Annotated in this window: 17 protein-coding genes; 16 read left to right on the forward strand and 1 reads right to left on the reverse strand. The window is 63.8% G+C overall.

Translation table 11 applies throughout. The annotated features are described in order from the left end of the window. Positions 1 to 24: 24 nt before the first annotated feature. From ACP8ML_RS05885 to ACP8ML_RS05950, 14 genes are all read left to right on the forward strand, one after another. Positions 25 to 1,152 (forward strand): histidinol-phosphate transaminase, encoded by a 1,128-nt coding sequence (locus ACP8ML_RS05885; RefSeq protein WP_065672870.1) that lies wholly within the window; start codon positions 25 to 27, stop codon positions 1,150 to 1,152. Then, positions 1,152 to 1,772, forward strand: a complete 621-nt coding sequence (gene hisB / locus ACP8ML_RS05890) for an imidazoleglycerol-phosphate dehydratase HisB (protein WP_065672741.1) — start codon at positions 1,152 to 1,154, stop codon at positions 1,770 to 1,772. The genes ACP8ML_RS05885 and hisB overlap by 1 nt, the downstream gene beginning before the upstream one ends. Further along, entirely contained in the window at positions 1,765 to 2,385 is a 621-nt protein-coding gene (gene hisH / locus ACP8ML_RS05895) for an imidazole glycerol phosphate synthase subunit HisH (protein ID WP_117189049.1), read from the forward strand. The genes hisB and hisH overlap by 8 nt, the downstream gene beginning before the upstream one ends. Before the next feature lie 13 nt (positions 2,386 to 2,398). After that, complete coding sequence (gene priA / locus ACP8ML_RS05900; protein ID WP_016667632.1) at positions 2,399 to 3,166, forward strand: bifunctional 1-(5-phosphoribosyl)-5-((5-phosphoribosylamino)methylideneamino)imidazole-4-carboxamide isomerase/phosphoribosylanthranilate isomerase PriA; 768 nt, start codon at positions 2,399 to 2,401, stop codon at positions 3,164 to 3,166. A gap of 149 nt (positions 3,167 to 3,315) precedes the next feature. Continuing rightward, the gene (locus ACP8ML_RS05905) at positions 3,316 to 4,110 is read left to right on the forward strand and encodes a YebC/PmpR family DNA-binding transcriptional regulator (RefSeq protein ID WP_065672743.1); all 795 of its coding nucleotides are present in this window, start codon (positions 3,316 to 3,318) and stop codon (positions 4,108 to 4,110) included. A gap of 41 nt (positions 4,111 to 4,151) precedes the next feature. After that, on the forward strand, positions 4,152 to 4,697 hold the full coding sequence (ruvC, locus tag ACP8ML_RS05910; RefSeq protein ID WP_117189240.1) for a crossover junction endodeoxyribonuclease RuvC: 546 nt from the start codon (positions 4,152 to 4,154) through the stop codon (positions 4,695 to 4,697). Continuing rightward, positions 4,694 to 5,299: a Holliday junction branch migration protein RuvA gene (ruvA, locus tag ACP8ML_RS05915; protein ID WP_069101383.1), complete on the forward strand. Its 606-nt coding sequence runs from the start codon at positions 4,694 to 4,696 to the stop codon at positions 5,297 to 5,299. The genes ruvC and ruvA overlap by 4 nt, the downstream gene beginning before the upstream one ends. Before the next feature lie 47 nt (positions 5,300 to 5,346). Beyond that, complete coding sequence (gene ruvB, locus ACP8ML_RS05920) at positions 5,347 to 6,375, forward strand: Holliday junction branch migration DNA helicase RuvB (RefSeq protein ID WP_036901822.1); 1,029 nt, start codon at positions 5,347 to 5,349, stop codon at positions 6,373 to 6,375. Positions 6,376 to 6,437: 62 nt separating this feature from the next. Next, complete coding sequence (gene yajC / locus ACP8ML_RS05925) at positions 6,438 to 6,875, forward strand: preprotein translocase subunit YajC (RefSeq protein WP_117189051.1); 438 nt, start codon at positions 6,438 to 6,440, stop codon at positions 6,873 to 6,875. A gap of 73 nt (positions 6,876 to 6,948) precedes the next feature. After that, the gene (gene secD / locus ACP8ML_RS05930; protein ID WP_065672746.1) at positions 6,949 to 8,592 is read left to right on the forward strand and encodes a protein translocase subunit SecD; all 1,644 of its coding nucleotides are present in this window, start codon (positions 6,949 to 6,951) and stop codon (positions 8,590 to 8,592) included. A 1-nt stretch (position 8,593) separates the two neighbouring features. Then, a complete protein-coding gene (gene secF / locus ACP8ML_RS05935) occupies positions 8,594 to 9,763 on the forward strand; it encodes a protein translocase subunit SecF (RefSeq protein ID WP_065672747.1) in 1,170 nt (389 codons plus the stop codon). Further along, on the forward strand, positions 9,760 to 10,293 hold the full coding sequence (locus ACP8ML_RS05940) for an adenine phosphoribosyltransferase (protein ID WP_063279940.1): 534 nt from the start codon (positions 9,760 to 9,762) through the stop codon (positions 10,291 to 10,293). Before secF ends, ACP8ML_RS05940 begins: the two co-directional genes overlap by 4 nt. A gap of 2 nt (positions 10,294 to 10,295) precedes the next feature. Next, a complete protein-coding gene (locus ACP8ML_RS05945) occupies positions 10,296 to 11,390 on the forward strand; it encodes a potassium channel family protein (RefSeq protein WP_117189053.1) in 1,095 nt (364 codons plus the stop codon). 141 nt (positions 11,391 to 11,531) lie between these two features. Continuing rightward, a complete protein-coding gene (locus tag ACP8ML_RS05950; RefSeq protein ID WP_065672749.1) occupies positions 11,532 to 13,853 on the forward strand; it encodes a RelA/SpoT family protein in 2,322 nt (773 codons plus the stop codon). A 95-nt stretch (positions 13,854 to 13,948) separates the two neighbouring features. Here ACP8ML_RS05950 and ACP8ML_RS05955 read toward each other — a convergent pair whose 3' ends face one another. Next, on the reverse strand, positions 13,949 to 15,247 hold the full coding sequence (locus tag ACP8ML_RS05955) for a DUF349 domain-containing protein (RefSeq protein ID WP_171048555.1): 1,299 nt from the start codon (positions 15,245 to 15,247) through the stop codon (positions 13,949 to 13,951). On the opposite strand from ACP8ML_RS05955, the gene ACP8ML_RS05960 reads away from it, so the two are divergent. Together ACP8ML_RS05960 and hisS are read left to right on the forward strand one after the other, a co-directional pair. Beyond that, a complete protein-coding gene (locus ACP8ML_RS05960) occupies positions 15,225 to 15,914 on the forward strand; it encodes an MBL fold metallo-hydrolase (RefSeq protein ID WP_081302573.1) in 690 nt (229 codons plus the stop codon). The two genes, ACP8ML_RS05955 and ACP8ML_RS05960, sit on opposite strands and share 23 nt — an antisense overlap. A 107-nt stretch (positions 15,915 to 16,021) precedes the next feature. Next, positions 16,022 to 17,386 (forward strand): histidine--tRNA ligase, encoded by a 1,365-nt coding sequence (gene hisS / locus ACP8ML_RS05965; RefSeq protein WP_016667644.1) that lies wholly within the window; start codon positions 16,022 to 16,024, stop codon positions 17,384 to 17,386. Positions 17,387 to 17,409: the final 23 nt, after the last annotated feature.

A 17,409-nucleotide genomic window follows, 5' to 3' on the forward strand; every position in this document is an offset into this window, starting at 1 on the left:
CGACGGACGACCCAGCCCCGTCCGATGGCCAAGCCGCAGCAGGACCCCATTCAATTGGCTGATCTGCCGCTTCGCCCCGAACTGGTGGGGGAGGAGCCCTATGGTGCCCCGCAGCTCGACGTCCCGGTGTGTCTCAACGTTAATGAGAACCCGTACCCACCGTCGGAATCGGTGCGCAAGGACATGGCCAAGGCCGTCTCCAATGCCGGCAAGGGGCTGAATCGCTACCCGGACCGAGAGGCCACGGGTTTGCGCGAGGACCTTGCCAGGTACATCGGATTCGGGGTCAGCAGCGGTCAGATCTGGCCGGCCAATGGGTCCAACGAGGTCATGACCCACATCCTGCAGGCCTTCGGTGGCCCGGGCCGTACTCTCCTGACCTTCACGCCGACCTACTCGATGTATCCCGAGTACGCCCGAAACACTCACACCGAGTACGTCACTCGTCCCCGCAATGTCTCCTACGGTCTGACCACCGACGAGATCGTGAGCGCCATCGAGGAGGTCAAGCCGGACGTCGTCCTGCTGACCACGCCGAACAACCCGACCGGCACCACCATCCCGGTGGCGGTCATAGACGAGGTCTGTTCGGCCACCGATGCGATCGTCGTCGTCGACGAGGCCTACCAGGAGTTCACCGATACCCCGGAGGACTCGGCAATCGCCCTGCTTCCCAAGCATGGACGCCTCATTGTGGTGCGCACCCTCTCGAAGGCGTTTGCCCTGGCCGGAGGTCGTCTTGGATATGCCGTTGCGGCTCCTGCCGTGGTGGACGCCCTACGGATTGTCCGGTTGCCCTACCACTTGTCGGAGGTGTCCCAGGTGGTGGCCCGGGTCGCTCTGGCCCATGCTCCCGAGATGCTCGCTCGGGTCGACGAACTCCGCGAGACGCGTGCCAATCTCGAGGACTGGCTGCGCGCACACGGTCTGGACGTCGTCTCTTCTCAGTCGAACTTCGTCCTCTTCGGGAGGTTCGCCGATCGCCATGCGGTCTTCCAGGCCCTTCTCGACCACGGCGTTCTCGTCCGTGAGGTGGGCCCGACCGGCTACCTGCGTGTCTGCGCTGGTACTCCTCGGGAGACCGACGCATTCCGAGCTGCACTGCTCGACGTCCTTCCGACCGCTCGTCGACTCGATCCCGAGGAGGATTGATGACCCACCGCTGCGCTCACGTTCACCGCGAGACCTCCGAGTCCAACGTCGACGTCTCCATTGATCTGGACGGTGAGGGGGAGTCGACCATCTCCACCGGGGTCGGTTTCTACGACCACATGCTCACGGCCCTTGCCAAGCATTCAGGCATCGACATGTCGATCACCACCACCGGAGACGTCGAGATCGACGGTCACCACAGCGTCGAGGACACTGCCATCGCGCTGGGACAGGCCTTGGTCCAAGCCCTCGGCGACAAGCGAGGGATCGCTCGCTTCGGTGACGCCGTGGTTCCTCTCGACGAGGCGCTTGCACAATGCGTCGTCGACGTCGCTGGACGCCCGTGGGTGGAGTGCACCGGAGAGCCGGAGGGTCAGATCTACGCCCGTCTCGGCGGTTCGGGCGTTCCCTACCAAGGATCCATGACCTACCACGTCGTGCAGTCACTGGCTCTCAACGCTGGCCTGTGTGTGCACCTGCGTCTGCTGGCCGGACGGGATCCCCACCACATCTGCGAGGCCCAGTACAAGGCTCTGGCCCGCGCTCTGAGGATTGCCGTCGCTCCGGATCCGCGCAATGCCGGGCGTGTCCCCAGCACCAAGGGTGCTCTCGATGTCTGATCCGGTGCGGGTCGGCATCATTGACCACGGCTCGGGAAACCTGCATTCGGCCGGGCGCGCCCTGCGCAGGGCCGGTGCCACCGTCACGATTTCCCGCGACCCGGGAGCCCTGCTCGACAATGACGCCCTCGTCCTGCCCGGAGTGGGAGCCTTGGCAGCCTGCATGGTGGGCCTGCACGCCATGGGTGGGGAGCACCTGGTGCATCGTTGGGTTGACGAGGGACGGCCCTTGCTCGGGATCTGCGTCGGCCATCAGATGCTCTTCGAGCGTGGCAGCGAGCGCGGCGTCGACGTCGAGTGCCTCGGGGTACTGCCCGGTGTCGTCGAGGAGCTGCCGGCTGACCGCCTGCCACACATGGGGTGGAACACCGTCCAACCGGGGACCCGGACGACCCTGTTCCGGCATGCGGATGGCGAGAGGTTCTACTTCGTCCACTCCTGCGGGGTGCTCGTCGACGGGCCTGACGACCACTTCACCACGGCAAGCCATCAAGGTGCGACCTTCGTCGCCGCCGCTGAGGTTGGTCCGGTGACCTCAACCCAGTTCCATCCCGAGAAGTCCGGAACGGCGGGCCTGGCCTTGCTCGAACGGTGGCTGGCTCGGGTGTGTTGATAACCTGACCCTCGTGACCGGAGAACTCACACTACTTCCAGCCGTTGACGTCCAGGGTGGACGCGCCGTCCAGTTGCAACAGGGGGTGGCCAGTTCCGAACGCGCGTTCGGTGATCCCCTGGAGGTGGCTCACAGGTGGCGAGGTCTGGGAGCCCAGTGGATTCACCTGGTCGACCTTGACGCCGCCTTCGGACGTGGATCCAACACTGAGATCATCAGCAACATCGTCGAGCAGATGGACATCAACGTCGAGGTGTCCGGCGGTATCCGCGATCAGAAGAGCCTGGAATCGGCCCTGTCGGCCGGCGCCACTCGCGTGAACATCGGTACCGCCGCTCTGGAGAATCCCACCTGGTGCGACGAGGTCGTGCGCCGCTACGGCGAACAGGTCGCCATCGGTCTGGACGTCAGGGGAGATCAGCTCGCGGCGCGCGGTTGGACTCGCGAGGGCGGCAAGGTTCTCGACGTCCTGGCTCGGCTGGAGGACGCCGGGTGTAAGCGCTACGTCGTTACCGATGTGGCCAGCGACGGCATGTTGACCGGACCGAACTACGAGCTCTTGGGCCGAATCTGTGCGCGCATCCAGGGAACCGTCGTCGCGTCCGGAGGCATCGCCACCCTCGAGGACCTGCGTCGTCTGCGCGGATTGGTCCCGATTGGGGTGGAGGGGGCCATCGTGGGAACTGCTCTCTACGTGGGTAATTTCACCCTGCCGGAAGCCCTCGAGGTGTGCCGGGCACCGATCCCGGCGGACTCTGCCCCCGTACCCAAGGCTGACTGACGGTCACTCACCGTCCGCTCTCCTCAGCCCGATTCGCTGTCGGGTGAGGAGTGTAAACTATTTCATTGTGTGCGTGGGCTTGTCCCGCGCCGAATGCTTGGCCCCTCTGGGCCGATAACTGCGACATTCGAGGAAGGGAGACACCGTCCATGAGCGGTCACTCCAAGTGGGCCACCACCAAGCACAAGAAGGCGGCCATCGACGCCAAGCGTGGCAAGCTGTTCGCCCGCCTGATCAAGAACATCGAGGTGGCGGCACGACTCGGTGGTGGGGATCCGTCGGGCAACCCGACCCTCTACGACGCCATTCAGAAGGCGAAGAAGAGCTCGGTTCCCAACGACAACATCACCCGCGCCGTCAAGCGTGGTTCCGGTGAGGGCGCCGACGCCGTCAACTACGAGACCATCATGTACGAGGCCTACGGTCCCGCCGGTGTTGCCATCCTCATCGAGTGCCTGACCGACAACCGTAACCGTGCCGTCTCCGACGTTCGCGTAGCCGTCACCCGCAACGGTGGCACGATGGCCGATGGTGGCTCGGTGCAGCGTCTGTTCCAGCGCAAGGGTGTCGTGGCGGTCTCGAAGACCTACGAGGTCGAGGAGGGTCGCAAGACCGAAACCCGTGAGGTGGACGAGGACCAGCTCATGGAGGCCACCATCGACGCCGAGCCCGAGGACATCGTCGACGAGGGCGACGTCTTCGAGATCATCTCCGACCCCAACGCCGTCGTGGACGTCCGTAAGGCCGTCCAGGACGCCGGCATCGACTACGACTCGGCCGAGGTCTCCTTCAAGCCGGACTTCACCCAGCCCGTAGAGCTCGACGATGCTCGCAAGCTCTACAAGATCCTCGACGCCCTCGAGGACCTCGATGACGTCCAGAACGTCTTCTCCAACGCTGACGTCCCCGCCGAGGTCACGGCGGCTCTCGACGAGGAGGAGTGACCATCCCAGAGACGACCCCCAACCCGCGTGTCACGCGGGTCATGGGGGTCGACCCCGGTATGACCCGATGCGGGGTCGGGGTCGTCGAAGGCGGCCCCGGGGCCCCGTTGAGGCTCATCGCGGTCGGCGTCATCCGTACCCCCGCAGATCTGGATCACGCTCATCGTCTGCTGCGCATCCACGATGGGTTGGAGGAGTGGCGCGACCACACCCGTCCTGACGCCATCGCCGTCGAGCGGGTTTTCGCCCAGCACAACCGCAATACCGTCACCGGCACCGCTCAGGCCGCAGGCATGGCGATGATGATCGCTGCTCGCCACGGCCTGCCGGTCGCCCTGCACACCCCTAGCGAGGTCAAGGCGGCCATCTCCGGTTCTGGGCGTGCTGACAAGGCCCAGGTGGGTCTCATGGTCGCGCGGGTGTTGCGCCTGTCAGCCCCGCCGAAACCAGCCGACGCTGCCGATGCCGTGGCCTTGGCGATCTGTCATCTGTGGCGAGGCGGAGCCACCAATCGCATCGAAGCAGCCGTGGCAGCCCAACGACGTGGCCGTCCGGCACCTCGTTCCTGGAAGGATCTTGCCCGGTGATCTCCCATTTCTCCGGCACCGTGACTGCGGCCGGCCCGACCTGGGTCGTCCTCGACAACCACGGAATCGGCGTCAAGGTGCTGTGCCCGCCTGCCACGGCTGCGAGTGCACGTGTCGACCAGACGATGACCTTGCAGACCTCCCTCGTCGTCCGCGAGGACTCCCTAACCCTCTACGGCTTCGTCGAGGCTGACGACAGGGACGCGTTCGAGCTTGTCCAGACGGCTTCCGGGGTCGGCCCCAAGCTCGCCGCGGCGATCATGAGTGTGCTGGATGCCAACCAACTTGCGTCGGCAATCAGCGCCGAGGATGAGGCGACGCTGTGCCGCGTGCCCGGTATTGGTCGCAAGGGCGCAGCGAAGATGATCCTCGAGCTCAAGGACAAGATGGCAATCGTCGCTCCTGCCGGGTCAACCCCTGCCGGTACGAGCCAGCCGGTGGCACCGTGGAGAGAGCAGGTTGCTGATGGGCTCATCGGTCTGGGGTGGTCTGCGAAGGATGCTGACAAGGCTGTTGAGGAGGTGGCCACCCTCAAGGAGGCCGATCCCTCGATGACGATCGGCAACCTCATGAGGGCAGCCCTGCGCAGTTTGGCTCGATGAGATGTCGGACCCCTCTGGCACACTGACAGACGTCGTCAGGAAGGAGAATCTCGGTGGAGCATTCGCCCGTCGACCCTTGGGCCGAGCCTCCTGAGAAGGCCGAAGAGGCTGCTCTGCGCCCTGGTGCCCTGGCGGAATTCGGGGGACAGCAGCGCGTCGCCGAGCAGTTGGGACTCGTCCTGGCCGCGTCACAGTCACGCGGTACGACCCCGGACCATGTCTTGTTGTCCGGACCTCCAGGGCTTGGAAAGACCACCTTGGCCATGATCATCGCGGCCGAGATGTCCGCCCCGATTCGCATCTCCTCCGGCCCTGCTATTCAGCACGCGGGGGACCTGGCTGCGATCCTGTCCTCGCTTGTTCCCGGTGAGGTCTTCTTCCTTGACGAGATTCACCGGATGTCCAAGCCTGCCGAGGAGATGCTCTACCTGGCGATGGAGGATTTCCGCGTCGACGTCGTCGTCGGCAAGGGCCCTGGGGCCACTGCGATCCCGATCGACATTCCACCGTTCACCCTTGTCGGGGCGACGACACGGGCAGGCCTGCTGCCCGGGCCGCTGCGGGACCGATTCGGCTTCACGGCCCAGCTCGACTACTACCAGGTGGCCGACCTTGAGCGGATCGTCACCCGCTCGGCCGGGGTCATCGGGGTCGACCTGGCTGAGGGGACCGCCCATACCATCGCCTCCCGCTCTCGCGGCACACCTCGGATTGCCAACCGACTGTTGCGCCGCGTCCGTGACTGGGCCGACGTCAACGACGAGTCCCCGGTGACACCGAGGGGGGCGGAGACGGCTCTGGATCTCTATGAGGTGGATCCGCTCGGCCTCGACCGCCTCGACCGTGCCGTGCTCAATGCCGTCTGTCTCAAATTCGGCGGAGGCCCGGTCGGCTTGTCCACCCTTGCCATCAGCGTGGGGGAGGAGCCTCAGACCGTCGAGGAGGTCGCCGAACCCTTCCTCGTCCGGTTGGGCTTCCTCATGCGAACCCCTCGGGGTCGGGTTGCCACCGACAGGGCGTGGCGCCACCTCGGTCTTGAGCCACCTACCAACAGCACCGGCGACGGCCTGTTCTGACCATGTTCACCACTCCGGGGTAGCATGACCCCGGTTACACCCGTAGACAAGGAAAACTCCCTATGCCTCTTCTCGCCAGCCCGCTGGGCGGTTTCATGCCCATCCTGATTCTCTTCATCGTGCTCATCGGATTCACCGTGTGGCAGGGAAAGAGGCAGGTCAAGAAGCAGCAGGAGGAGCGAGCCAAGCTCGAGTCGAACCTGCAGGAGGGCACTCGTGTCGTGCTCAACAGTGGTCTCTTCGTGACGATCACCCACCTGGGTGACAAGCAGGCCGTCGTCGAGCTCGCCCCTGGCGTCGAAGTCAGCGTCCTCAAGCAGGCCATCGTACGACCTGCTGGTGACGAGGAGGAATTCGCCTTCGCCGACGACGTCCCGGCACAGACCTTTCCGGCCAGCAACGAGACCGTCGCCGAGGCCCCGGCAATTGACGCCCAGCCTGAGACCTCGGCTACCGAGTCCACCGTCGCTGCTGAGACTGACGAGCAGCCCCGGGCCTGACAATCCACCAAGACCAAGGACTATTTTCGACGTGGCAACGAAAAAGCGGACACACCATCCAGGCAGAACCCTGGTGATCTTCCTGGTGGCCATCATCGTCATGTACGTGCTCATGGGAGCTACGCGTACGTGGGCACCCAAACTTGGCCTGGACCTCAGAGGCGGTACGTCCGTCACCCTGACGGCCAAGACGGATGATGGCAAGGCTCCCACACCGACGAGCCTCGAGCAGGCGCGGCTCATCATTCAGCAGCGCGTCAACTCGCTGGGTGTCGGCGAGTCGTCAGTGACGACGATGGGTGACCGCAACATCGTCGTCTCGGCCCCGAACGTCGAGAGTTCCAAGCTCGTCGAGATGGTCGGCCAGACCGCCCAGCTCGGATTCCGCATGGTCCATGCTGAGGAGTCGGTGGGTGAGAAGGGTCCGACTCCCGGCCCCGCAAAGCCCTCTGCCCTCCCCACTGCCGATCCGAGGGCCAAGGCGTCGTCAAGTGCCTCTGCCAGCTCGAAGCCTGGTGCCAAGGACAGCGGCCCACAGTACAACGAGAAGGATCCGACCTCCGCGGCCAAGATGGTCAAGGACGCCGAGAAGTGGAAGCCGTCCCCGGAGGACATGAAGGCTTTCCAGGACTTCAAGTGCACCAAGTCCGTCGAATCCCCGCCGAACAAGGCCCTGGTGACCTGTGACCGTGAGGGCAAGACCAAGTATCTGCTCTCCCCGGTCGCCATCACGGGAACCCAGGTCGAGAGCGCCGACTCCGGAATCCCGCAGGGCCAGCTGTCCTACGTGGTGAACCTGAAATTCAACTCCATCGGCACGAATTCCTTCAGTGAGGCGACCACTTTCCTGTGCTCGCGCCAGAGCCCGCAGAACCAGTTCGCCGTCGTCCTGGATGGCAAGGTCATCTCCTCACCGCAGTTGGATGGCGGCAAGGGAGCCTCCTGTCCGATCAACGGTGGTCAGGCCGAGATCTCCGGACACTTCACCCAGGACAGTGCTGCTGACCTGGCCAACGTCCTCAAGTACGGTGCCCTGCCGCTGTCTTTCGACATCTCCAGCGTTGACAATGTTTCGCCGACCCTTGGTGGCGAGCAGCTGCGTGCCGGGATCATCGCCGGCGTCATCGGACTGATCCTGGTTGCCGGTTACTGCCTGCTGTACTACCGAGGACTGGGCCTGGTGGCCATCGGCTCCCTGCTTATCGCCGGTATCACGACCTACACGGCCATGGTGCTCCTGGGCGAGGCTGTCGGATTCACTCTTTCCCTGGCTGGTATCGCTGGCGCGATTGTCGCCATTGGTGTGACGGCCGACTCCTTCATCGTCTACTTCGAACGCATCCGAGACGAGATCCGAGAAGGACGGACCCTGCGTACCGCCCTTCAGACCGGCTGGACGAAGGCCCGCGGCACCATCCTGATGGCCGACGGCGTCTCCCTGCTGTCCGCCATCGTGCTGTTCGTGCTGTCGGTCGACCAGGTGAAGGGATTCGCCTTCACCCTGGGTCTGACGACGTTCATCGACCTCCTCATCTGCTTCTTCTTCACCCACCCCGTCGTCACTCTGCTGGGACGCACCAAGTTCTGGGGCCAGGGTCGACGCGGCTCCGGCCTTGAGGCTGGGCACATGGGTGTCACGGAAGCCCAGTTGCTCGGTCGGCGAAGCAGGCGATCTGCCCCGCGGGCCAAGCGCACCATCGAGACGGAGGAGGCCTGACATGACTGACGACAAGAACGCCAAGACCTCGTCTGTCGCCTCGAGGCGGTCCGAGGAGAAGGACAAGAAGCACAAGCACGGTTTCACCCATGCCCTGTACACGGGTGAGATTTCCTACGGCTTCATCCAGCGCCGCAAACTCTGGTACACGATCTCGATCATCGTCATCGCGATCTCGCTGCTTGGCCTGTTGGTGCGTGGCCTGAACCTCGGTATCGAGTTCAAGGGCGGTGTGCAGTTCCGTTCTCCTGCCCACGTTGCGACCTCGACCGTCGACGACATCCGCAGGTCGGTGCTGTCCTCCGGAGTCCCGGACATGGACTCCACCGAGGTCGTCAGTCTCGGCTCGAACGCCGTCCAGGTGCAGACCAGGGCACTCGACAACGAGGAGACCACCAAGGTTCAGGGGGCTATCGCCAAGGCCACCGCGACCAAGACGGACTCCGTCACGTACTCCAAGGTCGGTAGTCAGTGGGGAGACCAGATCACCGGCAAGGCCATCAAGGCATTGGTCGTCTTCCTGGTCTTGGTGATGTTGCAGATCTGGGCCTATTTCCGGCACTGGAAGATGTCTATTGCCGCCCTGATCGCTCTCCTGCACGATCTCATCGTCACCATCGGCATCTATGCTCTGATCGGCTTCACGGTGTCCCCGTCGACCGTCATCGGCGTGCTGACGATTCTGGGTTATTCCCTCTACGACACCGTCGTGGTCTTCGACAAGGTGCGCGAGAACGTCCAGGACATCCAGAAACGCGACTACACCTTTGCGGAAGGCGCCAACCGAGCCGTAAACCAGGTGTTGGTGCGTTCCATCAATACCACCATCGTCGGCGTTCTGCCGGTGGCGGCACTGCTCTTCGCCGGTGCCTTCGTGCTCGGGTCCGGGCCTCTGGAGGATCTTGGCCTGGCCCTCTTCGTCGGCATGATCGTCGGTGCTTACTCCTCGATCTTCATCGCCACCCCGGTGTTCACCCAGCTGCGTGAGAATGAGCCGGCTATGAAGGAACACACCGCTCGTGTCTTGCGCCGCCGTGAGCGTGCTGCGCACAAGGATCCTCAGGTGACGGCTCAGACCGTCGCCGCCGAAGGGCCTGGTGACGTCACGTCCATCACTGGGAGCGAGCGTCATCAGCCGCGTCGTTCCACTCGCTCCGAGAGGAAGAAATGACCTACCGTACTGACCTCATCACCGGCCTGATCCGGGATGTTCCGGACTTCCCGGAGCCCGGGGTGACCTTCAAGGACATCACCCCTCTGCTGGCCAACGCCAACGGGTACGCCGCCGCGATCTCTGAACTCGTTGACACCGCTCCGCGCGGGGTTGACGTCGTTCTCGGCATGGAGGCACGTGGATTCATGTTCGCCGGGCCGGTGGCCCTGTCCTTGGGCGCTGGGTTCGTCCCGGTGCGCAAGCCCGGAAAGCTTCCCGGCGACGTCTACTCCCAGTCCTTCGTGCTGGAGTATGGTTCCGCCACCCTCACCGTTCATCAGGACGCCGTTCAGCCCGGCTCGAAGGTGCTCATCGTCGACGACATCCTCGCGACGGCAGGAACGGTCGGTGCCACGGCATCCCTGGTGGAGAAGCTCGGTGGCGAGCTCGTCGGTGTGTCGGTGCTCATGGAGCTGTCCGCCTTGGGGGGCCGTGAGAAGCTCGACCGGGCCGGTATTGGTCCGGTCAATGCCGTGATCACGGTCTGATCATGGTGCCGGAATCAATGGAGTCTTCGAGCCGTCGCAACGTCTTTGAGCAGTCGGCTCTGGTCAAGCTTCCGTTCAAGACCACCAAGCCCTTTCGAGAGCTGGTCAAGCGGCTGGTCTGGTCAGCGATTCTGTTGCTGGCCAGTACCTTGATCGTCTGGTTCGACCATGACTCCTATGTTGATTCCACCGCCGGTGACGGCGTCTCCCTGATCGACGCCTTCTACTACTCGACGGTTACCGTGACCACGACTGGTTACGGTGACATCACCCCGGTCGCGCCCCATGCGCGACTCATCAATGCCTTCATCATCACCCCGTTGCGCATCACCTTCTTGGTGCTGTTGGTCGGTACCACCCTCGAGATGTTGGCCAACGAGGGGCGACGCGGACTGCTTGACAGTGCTTGGAGGAAGCGCATGAGGAACCACATCGTCGTCATCGGGTACGGCACGAAGGGGCGCAGCGCCGTCAACACCCTGCGCAACCATGACGTTCCCATCGAGAAGATCGTCGTCATCGACAATCGTCCCTCTGCGGTGGCCGAGGCCAATCGGTCAGGCCTGGCCGCCTTCGAAGGCGACGCGACGAGGCGGGACCTGTTGAGACGAGCTGAGATCAGCAAGGCGCGCGAGGTCGTCATCACCCTCAACCGAGATGACTCGGCCATCCTCACCACACTGACGGTGCGACAGCTCAATCCGCGCTGCCACATCGTCGTCTCCGGCAGGGAAGACGAGAACCTCCCGCTGCTGCGTGAGTCCGGGGCCGACGCCGTCGTCACCTCCGCCGACGCGGTGGGCCGTCTGCTTGGTCTGTCCTCGGTCAACCCGCACGTCGGTACCGTCGTCGACGACCTGCTGTCCAGCTCGAAGGGTATGGAGGTCGTCCAGCGGATGGTCTCCAAGACGGAGATCGGCGCACGTCCAGCCGACATCCAGAACGAGCGGCTCCTGGCCGTAATCCGCAATGACGTGCTGCGCAACTTCTACGACCCGTCGATCGGTCAGTTACAGGCTGGTGACGTCATCGTCGTCGTGCGGAAGGCGGTTCCTCGCGCCACCGGCACCCAGACCGAGTCTGACCTGGTCCGCTGAGAACAGCAGGAACCCCTGCACCGGAAGGCCAATTCAGCTGTCGGCATGGGTGCTGACCGACCACATGCCGTCGCACTCAGCCGACATGACGGTGGTAAATACCACTAGAATGAATGGTCCAACTTGCCAGGAGGTGCCCCGATGGCCGACGACAGCGTCTACGGTCCGTACGGATCGGGCAAGGGAACCCTGGGCAAGCCGAAGACTGACCAGCAGCGTCCCCAGCCTCGGATGGGGATGCGCGAGCGCATCGTCCGCTGGGGGACCCCGAAGCCATCAGGTCCGCCCCAGAGCGTCACGGATCCGCTCATCTCGGTAGTCCTGGCCAATCACCCGAACGCCGACACCGCTGTCATCGAGCGGGCATACCGCACGGCTGAGCATTATCACCGTGGGCAGACCCGCAAGTCGGGTGATCCCTACATCACCCATCCCCTAGCGGTGACGATGATCCTGGCCGAGCTCGGCATGGACGAGCAGACCCTGTGCGCCGGTCTGCTGCACGATACCGTCGAGGACACCTCGTACACGCACGAGCAGCTAACGGCAGACTTCGGCGAGGAAGTGGCCCTGCTCGTCGACGGGGTGACGAAACTCGACAAGGTTCAGTACGGTGACTCGGCGAAGGCCGAGACCATCCGCAAGATGGTCATCGCGATGAGCCGCGACATCCGAGTGCTGGTCATCAAGCTCGCCGATCGGCTGCACAACATGAGGACTTTGGGGTTCCTGCGGCCGGACAAGCAGAACCGCATCGCCAAGGAGACCCTCGAGATCTTCGCGCCACTGGCTCATCGTCTTGGCATGAATGCCATCAAGTGGGAACTGGAGGACCTGTGCTTCTCCACCCTCAATCCCAAGCTCTACGACGAGATCGTCCACATGGTGGCCGAGCAGGCCCCGCAGCGGGAGGCTCAGCTCAAGGAAGTCATCGCGATCGTCCGTCAGGACCTCGATGAGGCCAGCATCGAGGCCACCGTCTACGGTCGGCCGAAGCACTACTACTCGATTTATCAGAAGATGGTCGTGCGCGGTCGGGACTTCTCAGACATCTACGATCTCATCGGTCTGCGCATCCTCGTCGACACCCCGCGCGACTGTTATGCCGCACTGGGCGTCATGCATGTGCGATGGAACCCCCTCCCAGGGCGGTTCAAGGACTACATCGCGATGCCGAAGTACAACATGTACCAGTCCCTGCACACTACCGTGCTGGGGCCCGGTGGGCAGCCGGTGGAATTGCAGATCCGTACTCACGAGATGCACCGGCGGGCTGAGTACGGTGTTGCGGCCCACTGGAAGTACAAGGAGAACCCCAACGCCGTTGGCAAGGGGATTCAGCCTGACGGCACCGACCTGTCCTGGGTACAGTCGCTCAACCAGTGGTCCAAGGAGGAGTCCGATCCCGGCGAGTTCCTGGATTCGTTGCGTTTCGAGATCAATTCCTCGGAGGTTTACGTCTTCACCCCTAAGGGCGACGTCATGGCCCTTCCCCAGGACGCTACCCCCGTTGACTTCGCCTATGCCGTCCACACCGAGGTCGGCCACCGCTGTATCGGCGCTCGCGTCAATGGCAAACTCGTCACCCTGGACACCAAGCTGACCAACGGCGACGTCGTTGACATCCTGACCTCGAATTCCCCCGATGCCGGTCCCAGCCGTGACTGGCTGGGGTTCATCGCCTCTCCACGTGCTCGTTCCAAGATTAAGTCCTACTTCACGAGGGAACGCCGTGAGGAGTCCATAGAGGCTGGTAAGGATGCGATCGCCAAGCAGCTGCGTCAGGCTGGTGTGCCGCTGCAGTCCTTGCTGACGGTGGAGTACCTCACCGCGGTGGCCGATGACCTGCGGGTGTCCGGCATCAACGCCTTGTACGCCGCGGTCGGGGAGCACAACGTCAGCGCCCAGTCGGTCGTCGAGAAGCTCATCGCCCTGGGTGGTGGGCCGGAGGAGACCACGGCCGACGTCGAGGAGGAGCTCGCCGTTGGCGTGAAGACTCCGCGGCATCGCAGCAACGAGACCGGGGTCATCGTCGACGGTGACGCCGACATGCTCGTCAAGCTGGCTCGGTGCTGCACCCCGCTGCCGGGGGACCCGATCATGGGCTTCGTCACCCGCAACGACGGGGTCTCGGTACATCGCACGGACTGCTCGAACGCCAAGAACCTGCTTGAGCACCCCGAACGGATCGTGCCGGTCTCCTGGTCGGAGAACCAGCAGGAGGGCTACCAGGTCACCATCCAGATCGAGGGTCTCGACCGTGCCGGCCTGCTGCTGGACACCTCACGCGTCCTCGCCGAACAGGGGGTCAGCCTCATCTCGGCGAACATGAGCGCATCGAAGACTCATCTGGCTCGATTGCGGCTCACCTTCGAGGCTCCCGACCCAACCCACCTCAAGCACCTCATCGAGTCCATCCGGCGGATCTCCGGGGTCTATGACGTCTTTCGCGTGAAGTCGTGACCCGGTATGGCTCTCAGGGTTTGACTTCTCTGTCTGGAAAGCCGCCGGTATGACGAACGGCCCCGGTCGTTGTGACCGGGGCCGTTTCCTGTCAGTCAGGCGCTGAACTCGTCGAGGGCCTTCTGAGCCTCTTCCAGCCAGGTCTGGTAGGTCCTGATCGACTCGCGGTCCTTCTCGGCCTCCTTGGTGTGGCCAGCAGCCTCGGCCTTCTCGGCCTGGGCGCTGAGCTTGTCGATCTGGGCGCTGAACATGTCGACGGTGGCGCGGGCACGCTCACGAGCCTGCGGATCGGTGCGCTTCCACTCGGCCTCCTCCGCGGAATGGACCTGACGCTCCAAGTCACGGACGCGGGCGTCGATGCGCTTCATGGCGTCACGGGGCACTCGACCGACCTCGTTGAACTTCTCCAGGAAGGAGCGGAACTTGGCCTTGGCCTCCTCGATGTCCTTGACCGGCAGGATGTCCTTCTCGGCCTCGTCGAGAAGCTTCTCCTTGACCTCCTGGTTGCCGCGATATTCCTCGTCCTGCTGGCTCTGAGCAGTACTGCGGGCGTCGAAGAACTTGTCCTGGATGGCGCGGAACTCCTTCCACAGCTTCTCGTCGATGTCGCGAGGAGCCGGGCCAGCAGCCTTCCAACGGTTCATGAGGTCGCGGAACTGACGAGAGGTCTCGCCCCAGGCCGTCGAATCGGCCAGCGGACGAGCCTCCTCGATGATCTGCTCCTTGAGCACGCGAGCCTTCTCACGCAGGTGATTCTGCTCGGCCATGTGCTGCTTGCGGCGACGGGTGAAGGCGGTGCGAGCCCCGGAGAAGCGGTGCCACAGTTCGTCGTCGGTGGTCTTGTCGATACGGGGGAGATGACGCCACTCCTCAAGCAGGTCGCGGAACTTGCCGATGCCACCGCGCCAGTCGGTGCCAGCAGCGATGGCCTCCGCCTTGGCGACCATGTCCTCCTTGGCCTGCTTTGCGCGGGCCTTGGCCTCGGCCCTCTCCTCCCGACGGGTCTCCGCCTTGGCGTCGATGGTGGGGCTGAGAGCCTCCACCCGAGCTGCGAGCGATTCCAGGTCGCCGACGGCATTGGCCTCACGGATGGACGTGACGAGTTTGCTTGCGGCCGATCGGGCTTCCTCCGGCGAGGCGGTCCCGGAGCTCACTCGTGATTCCAGCAGCGACACCTCGGTCTCGAGGGCGTGATAGCGGCGCACGAAGAATTCAAGGGCTTCCTCGCTGGTGGAGTCCGGCACCTGGCCGACAGGCCTCTCCCCGTCACTGGTTCGGACGTAAACGGTGCCGTCATCATCGACGCGGCCGAAAGACTGCGGAGCTTGTGCGTGACTCATACGCTCCATCTTGCCCGATAAAATGGCAAACGTGTTCATTGCGTCCTTCATCACTGGTTCTTTTCAGGCCAATTGCTATCTTCTGGCGCGCGAACCAGGGTCTGACTGCGTCGTCGTCGACCCTGGGATGGGTGCCGAGGAGTTCCTTGGCGAGGCGCTCAAGACCCACCATCTGACCCCGGTGGCGGTCGCGCTCACCCACGGTCACATCGACCATGTCGGTTCAGCTCGCCAGGTTGGAGATCAATACGGCATCCCCGTGCTGTGCCCTCGAGATGACCGGCATCTCCTCACCGACCCCATGGCAGCCTTGGCTGACTTCGCCCGTCCACTCATCGAGCAGTGCTACGGATCGACGACCTTGCGCGAACCCGAGGAAGTCGTCGATGTCGAGCCGTTCTCCCACCACGAGTACGCCGACCTCGACCTGGAATTCCTGCACGCCCCGGGCCACACCCCTGGGTGTTCCATGATCCGCATGGTTGACGCGCAGTTCGGCCCGATCGTCATGTCCGGTGATGTCGTCTTCGCAGGTTCCATCGGTCGAACCGATATGCCCGGGGCTGACCCGGCACAAATGTCTCGCAGCCTGTCCGACGTCGTCTGGCCCCTTGACGACTCCACCCACCTACTGCCAGGACACGGGGGACCGACGACGATGGCCCAGGAGCGCATCTCCAACCCATTTCTCAACCGCACGGTCTCGTCGGACTTCCACTGAGAAGTCTCACCGAACAGTGGCGAATGAGCCCGATCGCCCTCGGGCTGGCAGAATGACCCCTGCGGGGTAACTCGCCCTGATACCCAACTCTTCGAAGGATTCCTTCCATGGCCCGTCTCAAGCCCTTGTCCGGTTTTCCCGAGTTCCTGCCCTCAGGACAGATGGTGGAGAACCATGTGACCCGGATCCTTGAGGAGACCTTCGAGCTTCATGGTTTCGCGCCGATCCACACCCGTGCCGTCGAGCCCATGGAGCAACTCACCCGCAAGGGGGAGATCGACAAGGAGGTCTACGTCGTCGATCGACTGCACGCTGACCCTCATGACTCGCGGTCCGAGAAGGACCGTCTGGGCCTGCACTTCGACCTCACCGTTCCCTTCGCCCGCTACGTGTTGGAGAACGCCGGCCACCTGCACTTCCCGTTCCGTCGCCACCAGATCCAGAAGGTGTGGCGTGGTGAACGTCCTCAGGAGGGCCGCTACCGCGAGTTCACCCAGGCTGACATCGACATCGTCGGCGACCAGACCCTGGCCGAGCACCACGATATCGAGACCCCGCTGGTGATGCTGTCGGCTCTTGAGCGTCTGCACACTGAGCTGGGCTTCCCGACCGTCACCATGCACGTCAACAACCGCAAGCTCTCCGAGGGGTTCTACCGCGGGCTGGGCATCGAGGACCACATGGCCGTTCTGCAGCGGGTCGACAAGTACGACAAGATCGGCCCGGACGCGGTGCGTGAGCTTCTCACTGACGAGCTGGGCCTGTCTGACGAGGTCGCCGGCAAGTGTGTCGCCCTGGCCTCCATCCAGTCTGCCGACGACTCCTTCATCGGCAAGGTGCGCGAACTCGGGGTGTCCAACGACATGCTCGAAGAGGGCCTGGATTCCCTCAACCGAGTCGTCACTGCCGTTAACAAGGTCGTTCCCGGACGCATGGTTGCCAACCTCAAGATCGCCCGCGGCCTGGATTACTACACCGGCACCGTCTACGAGACCGAACTGACCGGCCACGAGTCGATGGGTTCGGTGTGCTCGGGCGGCCGTTACGAGTCCCTGGCCTCCGACGGCAAACACATCTACCCGGGCGTGGGAATCTCGCTCGGCCTGACCCGCTTGCTGGCCCCGATCATCTCCCGAGGAGAGCTGACGTCTTCTCGTTCGGTTCCCTCAGCGGTTCTCGTGGCCGTCAACAGCGAGGAGGATCGTGTCAGCTCGGAGGCCGTCGCCCACGCGATGCGCTCCCGCGGCATCCCCTGCGAGGTGGCCCCCAAAGCCGACAAGTTCGGCAAGCAGATCAAGCATGCTGATCGTCGCGGGATCCCCTTCGTGTGGTTCCCGGGTGCTCAGCACAGCGACCACCGGGACCCCGACACCGTCAAGGACATTCGCTCCGGTGACCAGGTCGAGGCTGACGCCGCGAGTTGGAATCCACCTGCCGAGGATCTTCATCCCGGAGTCGTCGGTTCTTGGTGAGTGCGGCCTGCCGAAGGGCGACA

It is taken from the genome of Cutibacterium sp. LaCa_255 (assembly GCF_057458005.1).